Here is a 12,405-nt window from a genome sequence, read left to right as displayed (position 1 = left end):
GCCCGGGGGCCGGGGGCGCCCGCCTCAGAGCCGCCGCAGCCGCTCCTCGTCCGGCGTCCGGGGGCAGGTGATACAGGCGGAGTCCGGCCGGATCGCGTAGTAGAGGCAGCAGCCGAGCCGGGTGCGGGTCGGGTGGCCGCGCCCGTCCTCGCCGCGCAGGAGGCGGAAGTCGGCGGCGCCGAGCAGCGGCTGGGTGCCGCCGGGCAGCACCGCTCCGGCGGCCGCGACGGCGGCGGACTCCTCGCCGAGCATCCGGCCGAGGTACCAGACGGCGGAGGCCAGATCGTCCGTCACCATGCCCCACAGGGCGCGGGTGCCGCGCCGGGTGGCGCCCGAGAAGGCGGTGAGCAGCGGCTCGACGTGGGTGACGACGGAGGCGCGCAGTTCGGCGCGCAGTTCGTCGTCGCCCGCGAGCGTGCTGTGGGCGCGTGGACGGAGTGCGAAGTCACCCGTGGGGGCGTGCATCCAGAGGTCCGCGCCGTCGATGACGGGGACCCGGCGGGCGAGGTGCCAGGGGCCGGCGATCAGGACGCAGACCGACCAGAGGTAGTGGTGCAGCAGCCGGGAGGCGGTGACGTGGGGGCGCGGGGCCTTGCCGTGCTCGGCGGCGATCCGGGACTCCTCGCCGGCCAGCGCGTCGGCCAGCGCGGTCGGATCCGCCGCCAGTTCGACGGCGGAGTACCAGCCCTGAGCACGTGTGGGCGCGGCCTCGCCCGCGCCGAGCACGTCGACCCGCAGGGCCGGGGCGAGGTCCAGCAGCCGCCGGTAGTCCGCGTAGAGAGGACAAGGGACGCATGGGGCGGCGGGCACGGGTGTGGCCCCCAAGATCATCGGTACTCCCCGAGATCGGCTAAGGTGAGCCTCACCTTATACGCGGTACGCACGCCATGGGGGTCGAACTCGGCCTGGTCCGTACCAAGTCACCAGGACTTGACGAGATAAGGATTGCCTAACCTAAGATCTCGCCCTGTGCTGAGAACCGACCCGCCGGCCGCCACGGCCTCGGCGGTCCCCCGACACCCGACGCTACGGCGGCCGCTCCTGCTGGCCGCCGGCGTCTGCGCGCTCGTGCTGTGCGCCGCGCTGAGCCTCGCTCTCGGCTCCCGCTCCATCCCGCTCTCCACCGTGATCGACGCTCTGACCGGCGCCGGGCACGGCGGCGACGCCGACGTGGTGACGGGCCTTCGGGTCCCCCGGACGGTGATCGGGCTGACGATCGGGGCGGCGCTCGGCGCCGCCGGCGCGGTCGCCCAGGGCGTCACCCGCAACCCGCTCGCCTCACCCGTCACGCTGGGGATCAACGCGGGCGCGGGCTTCGCCGTGGTCGCCGCGATCTACGCCCTCGGCCTCACCCGGCCGGTCGAGTACCTCTGGTTCGCCTTCGCCGGCGCGGCCGTCGCCGCGGTGGCCGCCTACGCGATGTCCCGCCGGGGCGGCGACCTCGACCCCGTCCGGCTGGCCCTCGGCGGCACCGTGCTCACCGTGGTGCTCACCTCCTGGACCTCGGCACTGATGCTGGCCAGTCACCGCACGCTGGACGAGGCGCGGTTCTGGCTGGCCGGCTCCATCGCCGGGCGCCACCTGGACACCCTGACGCCCCTGCTGCCGTTCCTGGCGCTCGGGCTGGTCGGCGCGTTCGCCGTGGCGCCCTCGCTCAACGCGCTCGCCCTCGGCGACGAGAGCGCCCAGGCGCTCGGCGTGCCGGTGGCCAGGATCCGGGTGCTCGGCGGTCTGACCGTCGTCCTGCTCGCCGGCAGCGCCGTCGCCGTCGCCGGACCGATCGCCTTCGTCGGGCTGGCGGCGCCGCACCTGGTCCGGCCGCTGCTCGGAAACGACCACCGCTGGCTGCTGCCGGGCTGCCTGATCACCGGTCCGCTGCTGCTGCTCGCGGCCGACGTGCTGGGCCGGCTGGTAGCCCGGCCGTCCGAGATCGAGGTCGGCATCGTGACGGCCTTCCTCGGCGCGCCGCTGCTCGCGGTGCTGGCCCGGAAGGTGGCCCGATGAGCGTCCTGACCCCGGCGGTGCGCGCCACCGCCGTCGGCACGGCGGCCCGTCGCCGGGCCCGCACCGCCGCCTGGTCGCTGCTCGCCGCCGCCCTGCTGGTCCTGCTGACCGGGATCGCGCTCGGCACCGGCCAGGTCGAGATGTCGGTCTGGGAGGCGCTGCGCGCCCTGGTCGGGCTCGGTGACGCCGGAAACGTGCTGGTGGTGCAGGAGTTCCGGGCACCCCGGGTGGTCTCCGCCCTGATCGCGGGCGCCGCGCTCGCGGTGGCCGGCTCGATGCTGCAACGGCTCTTCCGCAACCCCCTGGCCTCCCCCGACACCATCGGCGTCACCGGCGGCGCGTCGTTCGGCGCGGTGCTGATGCTCGCCACCGGCGCCTCGCAGGAGCTGATCCCGCTCGCCGCGCTCGGCGGCGGGCTGCTCACCGCCCTGCTGCTCGGCGGCTTCGCCTGGCGGTCGCGGATGGCCGTCACCCGGCTGGTGCTGGTCGGCCTGGCGGTCCAGCAGGGCCTGGCCGCGGCGGTGAACCTGATGATCGTCCGGTTCCCCGCCGAGCTGGCCTCCTCGGCGATGCAGTGGACCACCGGCTCGCTCTACGGACGGGACTGGACCGAGGTCTGGATCGGCGGCACCGCCATCGCGCTCACCGTCGTCGCCGTGGTGCTCAGCCAGCGACGGGTCGCCGTGCTCGACCTCGGCGACGACTCGGCCGGCGGCCTCGGCCTGAACCCGAACCGCGACCGGCTCGTCCTGCTGCTGCTCTCCATCGCGCTGGCCTCGCTGGCCGCCGCGCTCACCGGACCGGTCGCCTTCGTGGCGCTCGCCGTCCCGCACCTGGTCCGCCTGCTGGCCGGACCGCCCACCCTCGGCACGCTCGGCCTCACCGCGCTCGCCGGCGCCGTGCTGCTGCTCTCCGCCGACCTCCTGGTGCTCCATGTGATCCCCGTCCACGGCCTGCCGGTCGGTGCCGTCACCGCCACCCTCGGCGCGCCCTGGCTCCTGGCGCTGATGATCCGCCAGGGCCGGCTTCCCCAGAGGAGCGACCGATGACCCCCGACGTGGCGACCCCCTCCACGGCCCCCGACCCGGCGGGCAACCGCCTCGCCGCCCACGGCCTGCACCTGCGCTACGGCAACCGGGTGATCGTCGACGGCCTCGACCTGGAGCTGCCCGGCGGCGCCGTCACCGCGATCGTGGGCCCGAACGCCTGCGGCAAGTCGACCCTGCTGCGCGGCCTGGTCCGGCTGCTCGGCCCGGCCGCCGGCACCGTCACCCTGGACGGCTCGGACATCCACCGGATGTCCGCCCGGGCGCTCGCCAAGCGGATGGGCCTGCTCCCGCAGCAGCCCGTCACCCCCGAGGCGATCACCGTCGAGGCGCTGGTCCGGCTCGGCCGCTTCCCGCACCAGCGGCTGCTCACCCCCTGGTCCAAGGCCGACCAGGCCGCCGTCGAGGACGCGCTGGCCCGCACCGGCACCACCGACCTGCGCGACCAGCAGGTGGACCGGCTCTCCGGCGGCCAGCGCCAGCGCGCCTGGATCGCGCTCGCGCTCGCCCAGGACACCGACCTGCTGCTGCTCGACGAGCCCACCACCTTCCTGGACCTCCGGCACCAGCTGGACGTCCTCGACCTGGTCGCCGACCTGCACGCCGAGGCCGGCCGCACCGTCGTCATGGTGCTGCACGACCTCGGGCAGGCCGCCCGCTACGCGGACCACCTGGTCGTCCTCAAGGACGGCCGGCTGGCCGCCGCCGGACCGCCCGCCGAGGTGCTGACCGCCGACCTGGTGGAGGCCGTCTTCCAGGTGCCGTGCCAGGTCGTGCCCGACCCGGAGACCGGCACCCCGCTGGTCGTCCCGCGGGCCCGGACCGGGCGGGCCGCCGCCCGCTGACCCGCCCGACCACCCCGCGGCCGGCCCCGCTCACCCGTGGGCCCCGCCGCCCCCGACCCGCCCAGCCGTCCGCTGCCCGCAGCCGTCCGGCACCCCCGCCCCCGCACCAGAGACAAGGACCCGTCATGACCCGCTCCGCCCGCGCCCGCAGAGTCCCCGCCGCGCTCCTCGCCGCCGCGCTCTCCACCACGCTGCTCGCCGCCTGCGGCAGCACCGGCGGCGACAGCGCCGAGCCCGCCGGGGACGCCGCCTCCGCCCCCGCCGCGGCGGGCTACCCGCGCAGCGTCACGCACGCCGCCGGGACGGCCGAGATCAAGGCCCGGCCCAAGCGCGTCGTGGTGCTAGACAGCGGCGAGCTGGACGACGTCACCCTGCTCGGCATCACCCCGGTCGGCGCGGTGTCCCCGCACATGAAGACCGAGGGCGGCTTCCCGAACTACCTCAAGGACAAGATCAAGGACACCAAGGACGTCGGCCCGATGGCCGAGCCGAACCTGGAGCTGATCGCCTCCCTCAAGCCCGACCTGATCCTCTCCTCGAAGGTCCGGCACGCCAAGGTCTACGACAAGCTCAACGCCATCGCGCCGACCGTGCTCGCCGAGACCACCGGCTTCCCCTGGAAGGAGAACCTCGCCCTCTACGCCCAGGCCCTCGGCAAGGAGGCCGAGGCCAAGAAGGCGCTGACCGACTACGAGGCCCGCGCGGCCAGGCTCGGCGAGGCGATCAAGGCCAAGAACGGCGGCACCGAGCCGACCGCCTCGGTGGTCCGCTTCGTGGCCGGCCCGACCCGCCTCTACGCCAAGGCCTCCTACAGCGGCGTGGTGCTGAAGGACGTCGGCCTGAGCCGCCCGGCCGCCCAGGACGTGGACCAGAACATCATCGAGGTGAGCGCCGAGCAGATCAACCAGGCCGACGCCGACCTGGTCTTCGTCACCGTCGCCGACGACCCGACCAAGACCAAGCAGAGCGAGGTCCAGGGCACGCCGGTCTGGCAGGGCCTGAACGCCGTCAAGAACGCCAAGGTGTTCAACGTGCCGGACGAGACCTGGATGTCCGGCATCGGCGTCCAGGCCGCCGAGGCCATGCTCGGTGACATCGCCAAGGCCGCCGGCGTCGACGCGCCCAAGTAGCCGCCCGCCCCGGGTGCGCGGGGCGAGGGCCCACCGCCCGCCCCGCGCCCCGCGTGGCCGCCCGCCCGCCCGGCCCCAGCCCTCGCCCCTCGCCCCCGTCACGGAGAGACCCGACATGCGGCTCTACCTGCTCGCCCTCAACCCCACCGACTCGGTCACCCAGGGCTTCCTCCCGGCCGCCGCACGGCTCGGGCTCGACATCACGGTGCTCACCGACCACGCCGAGCCGCACCGGGACGCCTACGCCGCGCTGGCGTCCGCGCCGGAGGTGGTGGAGTGCGACGTCCGGGACTTCCGCGAGGTGATCGGGCTGATCTCCCGGCGCGAGGCCCCCGACGCGGTGTTCAGCAACAGCGACCACCTGCAGACCCAGACCGCCCTGGCCGCCGAGTACTTCGGGCTGCCGGCCAAGGACTGGAAGGCGGCCCTGCGGGCCAAGAACAAGGGCGAGCTGCGCCGCCACCTGACCGCCGCCGGCCTGGACGCCGTCCGCTCCTTCGAGCTCGACCCCGGCCAGGACCCTTCCGCGCTGCGGGAGTTCGACGTCCCCTTCCCGGTCGTGGTGAAACCGCGCGAGGGCGTCGCCAGCGAGGACGTCTCGCTGGTCGGCGACCGCGCGGAGCTGGAGCTGCGCTGCGCCGAGATCCAGCGGCGGCGGCCCGGCGCGGCGCTGGTCGTCGAGGAGTTCCTGGACGGGCAGTTGTGCACCCTGGAGACGCTCGGCGACGGGAAGCGGCGGCACGTCCTCGGCGGGCTGCGGACCAGACTCTCCGCTCCCCCGCACTTCATCGAGGAGATGCTGGAGTTCGTCCCCGACCACCCGCGGCCGGTGGTCGAGCAGATCCTCGCGCAGCTGGACGCCGTCGGCGTCGGACTCGGCGCCTGCCACACCGAGTTCGTCGTGCAGCCGGACGGCCGGGCGCGCATCATCGAGGTCAACTACCGTGCCATCGGCGACCAGTGCGACCTGATGCTCGCCGAGATCCTCGACATCCCGCTGTTCGAGCACATCCTCGCCGCGCACCTCGGCCGTGAGCTGCCCGAAGGCCTCACGGAGCACTGCGCGGCCACCACGAAGCGGGCCCGCAACGAGGCGGTCTGCGCGGACCGGGCCGGCACCCTCACCGCCGCGCCCGGCCCGCACCACGAGGAGCGCGACGGCGTCCGGCTCAGCTACCAGCCGGTCCGCCCGCTCGGTGAGCGCCACGAGCTCCACCACACCAACCGGGACTACCTCGGCGTGATCTGGGCCGTCGGCACCGACCAGCAGGCCGTGGACGCCGCCGTCGCCCGCTTCGTCGCGGCCAACCGCTGGGAGATCACCCCGTGAGCGCCGCCACCCGCCCCGCCCCGCCGCGCGACGCCGGGCCCGGCGCCCCCACCGCCGCCGAGCAGTTGGCGCTGCGGGTACTCTCCGCGCTCCTGCGCGAGGACGTGCTCGGGCTGCGGACCCGCAGCACCCCGCAGGACCGCGCGGACGGCCGCTGGCTGCTGCTGGCCCCGGCCGGCCTCGCCCTGCCGGTGGTCGCCGAGGGCTTCCAGAGCGAGTACGCGGCCCGGCTCCCGCTGCTGGAGCTGGACGGCACCCCGCTGACCGGGCTGGAAGCCGTCCTGGCGGCCCTGACCGGCCTCGCCGAGGCGGCGGACCGGCCCGGCTGGGCGGCGTTCACCGAGGAGTGCCGGCAGACCCTCGCCACCATGGAGCTGCACGAGCGCACCCGGGCCGAGGTGCACAGCGCCCTCACCGACCTCTACGGCGCGGACCCGGCCCGCTGGAGCGGCCCCGCCGCCGCCCTGGGGTACGACGCCCTGGCCGCCCACCTCGACCACCCGGTCTACCCCACCGCCCGCGGCCGCTCCGGTCTCACCGAGCCCGAGCTGCGCGCCTACGCACCGGAGTTCCACCCGGCCTTCGAACTGCGCTGGCTCGCCGTCCCGGCCGGTGCCCTCACCGTGCACGGCGACCGGCCGCTGCCCAGCTGGTGGCCCACCCCGAGCTGGCTCGGCCTCGACCTGGCGGGCGGTGACGACGCCTGGACCACCCTGCCCGTGCACCCGCTCACGGTGGGCGAGCCGCTCGCCGGGGCACTGCGGGCGGCCGGCCTCGACGGCCGCGCGGTCCTCGCCGACCGGCCCTACCTGACCGTCGTGCCCACCCTCTCCATGCGCACCGTGGCCGTCGCCGACGACCCCGGCCACCACCTCAAACTCCCGCTCGCCACCGCCACCCTGGGCCGGCTCAACCGCCGCACCATCAAGCCGGGGACGCTGGTCGACGGCGCCGCCGGGCAGCGGCTGATCGAGGCCGTGCTGGCCCGCGAACCCCGCTTCGCCGACCGGATCCTGCACGCCGACGAGCAGAGCTGGGCCCACGCCGGCCACGAACTGCTCGCCGTCCTGCTCCGCCGCTACCCCGCCGACGCCGGCCTGGACCGCGCCGTGACCGTCCCGCTGGCCGCCCTGCTGGCCCCCGCCCCCGGCGGACGCCTGGTGATCGACCACCTGGCCGACCGCTTCCACGGCGGCGACCCGGTCGCCCTCTACGACACCCTGCTGGGCCTGCTGCTCGACTGGCAGGCCACGCTCTTCGGCTACGGCATCGCGCTGGAGTCCCACCAGCAGAACACCTCGGTGGTGTTCGACGAGGACGGCGGCCTGCGGCTGCTCTACAAGGACGACGACGGGCCGCGGATCCACACCGGCCGGCTCGCCGCCACGCTGGGCGAACACGGACCCGGCCGGGCGGAGTTCGACGACGCCCGGATCTTCGGCGACGGCGACCGACCGCTGACCGACCTCTTCGCCACCATCACCGGCCACCTCTGCGCCGGCTCCCTGGCGTTCGGCCTCGCCGCCCACGGCCGCGCCGAACTGGGCGACCTGCTCGACCTGTTGCGCAGACGGCTGGCGGAGGCCACCGAACGGATCGGGCCGGCCGGCGCACCGCTGCGCGCCGCCCTGCTGGACGCCGAGCGACTGCCGGTCAAGGCGATGGTGACCGCCGGGACCCTGCTCACCAAGCAGCGCTCGGGCGCCGCCGACATCAACAAGCACTACACCGACGGGCCCAACTACCTCCGTCCGGACGCCGTCGCGGCAGCACCGGCGGGCGGCGCCGGGGCCACCCGATGAGCGTCGACACCCTGCCACAGCACCCCGGCAGCACCGCCCGCCCCGAGGGGCTCGGCCGGCGCCAGGTGCACGCGGTGGCCGCCTGCTACTTCGTCGCCTCCTTCGCCGCCCTCGGCCTGCCGCCCTACCTGACGGCCATCCTCCCGGCCCTCGGCGACCCGCAGGGACGCTGGGCGGGCGTGCTCTACATCGTCCCGACCGTGTTCAGCGCCCTCGGTGCCCCGCTCTGGGGCCGGCTCGCCGACCGGTTCGGCCGCAAACGGCTGCTGCTGCGCGCCCAACTCGGCCTCACCGTCTCGTTCCTGCTGGCCGGAGCCGCCGACAGCCTGCCCGCGTTCACGCTCGCGCTCGTCCTCCAGGGCTTCCTCGGCGGCACCTTCGCCGCCACCAACGGCTACCTGGCGGCCGCCCTGGACGGCTCGAAGCTCTCCCTCGCGCTGACCCTGATGCAGGGCAGCGCCCGGGCCGCGCTGGTCGCCGCGCCGATCCTGGTCGGCGCGCTCTCCCCGTGGATCGACCCGCACCGGCAGTACCTGCTGATGGCCGTCCTGCCGCTGACCGCGGCCCTGTTCCTGTCGCTCCTGCCGGAGCCCGACCCGGCCGCCCGGGGCGGCGGCGGCCCGGCCACCGACACCGGCAGCGGCCCCGGCAGCGACCGGGCCCCCAGCGCCGCGACCGCCCGACCCGCCCCGATCGGCCTGCTCTACACCTTCGAGTTCGTGTTCGTCTTCGCCACCATCATCTCGTTCCCCTATCTGATATCCCTGGCGCAGGAGCGGCTGCCCGGGGTCTCGGGCACGACGACCGGCATCCTGTTCGCCCTGCCGCACCTGTGCTACCTGGCGTTCGCCGCCCGTACGCACACCGCCTTCCTCGCCCGCCCGCACGCCGGCATCGCGCTGGGCTTCGGCTTCGTCGCGCTCGGCCTCGCCGGGCACGCCGCCGCGCACTCGCTGGTGGCGTTCGTCGCCGTCCGGCTGCTGCTCGGGGCCGGGCTCACCCTCGGCCTGGTCTGCCTCTCCGTGCTGGCCGCCGAGGCCGCCCGCGGCCGGGCACCGGGGCGGATGTTCGGCACCCTCGAATTCGTCTCCAAGGGCGGCGCGGTGGCCGCCGGCGCCGTCGCCGCGCTGGCCAACGGCCGCTTCGGCGCCGCCGCCCCCGTGCTGGTCGGCACCGCCGCCGCACTGCTGGCCGCCACCGCGGCCGCCACACTCGTCTTCCCGACCCGCATCCGCTGGAGTAGTCGCCGATGACACACGACCTGACCGACCACGAACTGCCCACCCCCGACGACGCGGTCGCCCACACCCTGCTCAACTGCCTGCTGCGGGAAGTCTCGGGACCGGAACACCAGACCGCGGTCACCGACGGTCGGCTGCTGCTGCGCCTGCCCCGCCGGGGCGTCCTGCTCCGGGTCGCGCTGCGCCGCACCTCGCTGCTCGGCGCGCACCGCTTCACCGGCCCGGTCGAGGAGGAACGGGCCGCGGGCTGGGTCCCGTTGGCCTGGCGGGAGCTCGCCGGACACGTCCAGGACGAGCTGGAGCTGCGCACCGGGACGGTGAACGAGGAGTTCCTCGACCAGCTGACGTCCAGTCACGCGGGCGTGCGCGCCGGGCTGGAGAACCGGCCGGCCCCGGGCCCGGACCGCTACCTGGAGTCCGAGCAGGCCCTGCTGTTCGGCCACCGCTTCCACCCCGCGCCCAAGTCCCGCTCGGCCGAGCGCGGCGACTGGCGCGCCTACGCCCCCGAGTCGCGCGCCGCGTTCCGGCTGCGGCACCTCGCCGTGCGGCGGGAGCTGATCGCGGAGTCCTCGCTGGACGCCTCGGCGACGGCGCTGCTGGACGGCCTGGGCCGGGCCCCGGTCGGCTACCGGCTGCTGCCCGTCCACCCCTGGCAGTACGAACTCCTCGCCGACCACCCGCTGCTGCGCGGCGCCCTGGAGCGCGGGGACGTCGTGGACCTCGGGCCCGGCGGTGAGCCCTTCGCCGCGACCGCCTCGGTGCGCACGCTGCACGGCGCGGGCGCGTTCCTGAAGTTCAGCCTCAACGTGCGGATCACCAACTGCCTCCGCAAGAACGCGGCGTACGAGCTGACCGGTGCCGTCGCGCTGACCCGGCTGCTGGCCCCCGCGCTGGGCGACCTCGCCGAGCGGTACCCGAACGCCGCGATGCTGCGCGAACCGGCCTTCCGCACGCTGGCCCTGCCGGGCGCGGACGGCCTCCCCGACCGCGCCCTGTACGAGGGCTTCGGCCTGATCGTCCGCGAGGGCTTCGCCGGGGTGCTGCGGCCCGGCGTCACCCCGCTGCTGGCCGCCGCCGTCGCCGACGAGCACCCGACCAGCTCCGCGCACATCTCGCGGCTGCTCGGCGAGGACGCCGAGGCCGGCGAGGCGCTCGCCTGGTGGACGGACTACCTGCGGCTGCTCGTCCCGCCGGTGCTCGCCGCCTACTTCGACCACGGCGTGGTGCTGGAACCGCACCTGCAGAACGTGCTGATCGGCGTCGACGCCGCCGGGCGGCCCGCCCAGGTGCTCTTCCGCGACCTGGAGGGCACCAAGCTCGTCCCCGACCGCAACGCCGCGCTGCTCGCCGCGCTGCCGCCGGAGGTGGCCGGCCCGATGGCCTACGACGCCGAGCGCGGCTGGGACCGGGTGGTCTACTGCCTGCTGGTCAACCACGTCGCCGAGCTGCTGGCCGCGCTCGCCGACCGCCACCCGGAGGCGGAGGGCGCCCTGTGGGAGGCCGTCCGGGACACCCTGCAGGAGTACGCCGACGCGCACGGCCGCCCGCCCCGGCTGCGTGCCCTGCTGGCCGGGGTGCCGCTGCCCGCCAAGGCGAATCTGCTCACCCGCTGGGAGCGCCGGCCCGACCGCGAGGCGGGCTACGTCCGGCTGCCCTCGCCGCTGGCCGGCTCCGTCCTGGCGGAGGCCGCGCGGCTGCGCCTGCCGGCCGCCCGCACGCCGGCCTGGAGCAGCCGGTGACCCCCGCCCGCCGCCCGACTGCCGCCGTCCCCACCTGGAGTCACCGATGACCGACGCCGTCCGCCGGCACGTCGCCGCGCTCGCCCCGGAGGCGCTGCCCGCGTACGTCCACGACCTGGCGGCGCTGCGTGCGCACGCCGCCGCCGTCCGGGCCGCGCTGCCCGCCCGCGTCGAGCTGTACTACGCCGCCAAGGCCAACCCGGAGGCGCCCGTGCTGGCCGCGCTGCGGGCCGCCGTCGACGGCTACGAGGTCTCCAGCGGCGGCGAGCTGGCCCACGTGCGGCAGGCCGTCCCGGACGCGCCGCTGGCCTTCGGCGGACCGGGCAAGACGCCCGCCGAGATCGTGGCCGCCCTGGACGCCGGGGTGCACCGCTGGCACGTCGAGAGCGAGCAGGAGCTGTACCGGCTCGCCGCCGCCCTGACCGACCGGCCGGACGCCGCGGTGGACGTCCTGCTGCGGGTCAACCTGCCGGTGGGCGCGGGCGCGCTGGACACGGTGGCACTCGCGATGGGCGGCCGCCCGACCCCGTTCGGGCTGGACCCGGACCGCGCCGAGGCCTGCGCCCGGCTGCTGACCGACCCGCTCGGGCCCTTCGGCCCGCTGCTCCCCCGGCTGAGGCTGCGCGGCGTGCACGCCCACCTGGCGAGCGGGCTGGCGGCGGCGGAGCAGCTCGCCGTCGCCGGGCAGATCGTCGAGTGGTCGGCCCGCACGGCCCGGCGGCACGGCTTCGCGCTGGCGGAGGTCAACGTGGGCGGCGGCATGGCCGTCGACTACGCGGACCCCCGGGCCCGCTTCGACTGGACGGCCTTCGGCGAGGGCCTGGCGAAGCTGCTGGAGCGCCACCCGGGGCCGACCCTGCGGATCGAGCCGGGCCGCGCGCTGACCGCGTACTGCGGCTGGTACGCCACCGAGGTGCTGGACGTGAAGCAGAGCCACGGCGAGGACTTCGCGGTGGTCCGCGGCGGCACCCACCACCTGCGCACCCCGGCCACCCGGGGGCACGACCAGCCGTTCGCCGTGCTGCCGGTCGACGCCTGGCCGCACCCGTGGCCGCGCCCGGCCGTCACCACCGGCCGGGCCACCCTGGCCGGGCAGCTCTGCACCCCGAAGGACGTCCTCGCGCACGCCGCCCCGGCGGCGCGGGGCCTGCGGACCGCGGACCGGGTGCTCTTCGCGATGGCCGGCGCCTACGCGTGGAACATCTCGCACCACGAGTTCCTGATGCACCCCCGCCCGGGCTTCCACTACCTGGGCGAGGACGGCTGAC

10 protein-coding genes are annotated in these 12,405 nt (G+C 75.9%); 9 read left to right on the top strand and 1 reads right to left on the bottom strand.

Features of this window, described 5'->3' with window-relative positions; genetic code table 11:
* Nucleotides 1-24: 24 nt before the first annotated feature.
* Nucleotides 25-831 (bottom strand): (2Fe-2S)-binding protein, encoded by an 807-nt coding sequence (locus ACZ34W_RS15345; RefSeq protein ID WP_465604219.1) that lies wholly within the window; start codon nucleotides 829-831, stop codon nucleotides 25-27.
* 210 nt (nucleotides 832-1,041) lie between these two features.
* Here ACZ34W_RS15345 and ACZ34W_RS15340 point away from each other — a divergent pair, with 210 nt between their 5' ends.
* The 9 genes from ACZ34W_RS15340 (at nucleotide 1,042) to ACZ34W_RS15300 (ending at nucleotide 12,404) form a co-directional block, all read left to right on the top strand.
* On the top strand, nucleotides 1,042-2,004 hold the full coding sequence (locus ACZ34W_RS15340) for a FecCD family ABC transporter permease (protein ID WP_329492333.1): 963 nt from the start codon (nucleotides 1,042-1,044) through the stop codon (nucleotides 2,002-2,004).
* Entirely contained in the window at nucleotides 2,001-3,053 is a 1,053-nt protein-coding gene (locus tag ACZ34W_RS15335) for a FecCD family ABC transporter permease (RefSeq protein WP_465604217.1), read from the top strand. Before ACZ34W_RS15340 ends, ACZ34W_RS15335 begins: the two co-directional genes overlap by 4 nt.
* The gene (locus ACZ34W_RS15330; protein WP_359804264.1) at nucleotides 3,050-3,895 is read left to right on the top strand and encodes an ABC transporter ATP-binding protein; all 846 of its coding nucleotides are present in this window, start codon (nucleotides 3,050-3,052) and stop codon (nucleotides 3,893-3,895) included. The genes ACZ34W_RS15335 and ACZ34W_RS15330 overlap by 4 nt, the downstream gene beginning before the upstream one ends.
* Nucleotides 3,896-4,020: 125 nt before the next feature.
* Complete coding sequence (locus ACZ34W_RS15325) at nucleotides 4,021-5,025, top strand: ABC transporter substrate-binding protein (RefSeq protein ID WP_465604215.1); 1,005 nt, start codon at nucleotides 4,021-4,023, stop codon at nucleotides 5,023-5,025.
* A 115-nt stretch (nucleotides 5,026-5,140) separates the two neighbouring features.
* Nucleotides 5,141-6,355 (top strand): ATP-grasp domain-containing protein, encoded by a 1,215-nt coding sequence (locus ACZ34W_RS15320; protein ID WP_465604213.1) that lies wholly within the window; start codon nucleotides 5,141-5,143, stop codon nucleotides 6,353-6,355.
* Nucleotides 6,352-8,157: an IucA/IucC family protein gene (locus tag ACZ34W_RS15315; RefSeq protein WP_465604211.1), complete on the top strand. Its 1,806-nt coding sequence runs from the start codon at nucleotides 6,352-6,354 to the stop codon at nucleotides 8,155-8,157. Before ACZ34W_RS15320 ends, ACZ34W_RS15315 begins: the two co-directional genes overlap by 4 nt.
* The gene (locus ACZ34W_RS15310) at nucleotides 8,154-9,410 is read left to right on the top strand and encodes an MFS transporter (protein ID WP_465604209.1); all 1,257 of its coding nucleotides are present in this window, start codon (nucleotides 8,154-8,156) and stop codon (nucleotides 9,408-9,410) included. Before ACZ34W_RS15315 ends, ACZ34W_RS15310 begins: the two co-directional genes overlap by 4 nt.
* Nucleotides 9,407-11,137 (top strand): IucA/IucC family protein, encoded by a 1,731-nt coding sequence (locus ACZ34W_RS15305; RefSeq protein WP_465604207.1) that lies wholly within the window; start codon nucleotides 9,407-9,409, stop codon nucleotides 11,135-11,137. Before ACZ34W_RS15310 ends, ACZ34W_RS15305 begins: the two co-directional genes overlap by 4 nt.
* A gap of 46 nt (nucleotides 11,138-11,183) precedes the next feature.
* The gene (locus ACZ34W_RS15300) at nucleotides 11,184-12,404 is read left to right on the top strand and encodes a type III PLP-dependent enzyme (RefSeq protein ID WP_465604205.1); all 1,221 of its coding nucleotides are present in this window, start codon (nucleotides 11,184-11,186) and stop codon (nucleotides 12,402-12,404) included.
* Nucleotide 12,405 lies beyond the last annotated feature (1 nt).

The sequence above is a fragment of the Kitasatospora sp. NPDC022856 genome (assembly GCF_055561235.1).
The sequence above is the reverse complement of the archived record's forward strand: the minus strand, read 5'-3'. Positions and strand labels throughout refer to the sequence as shown.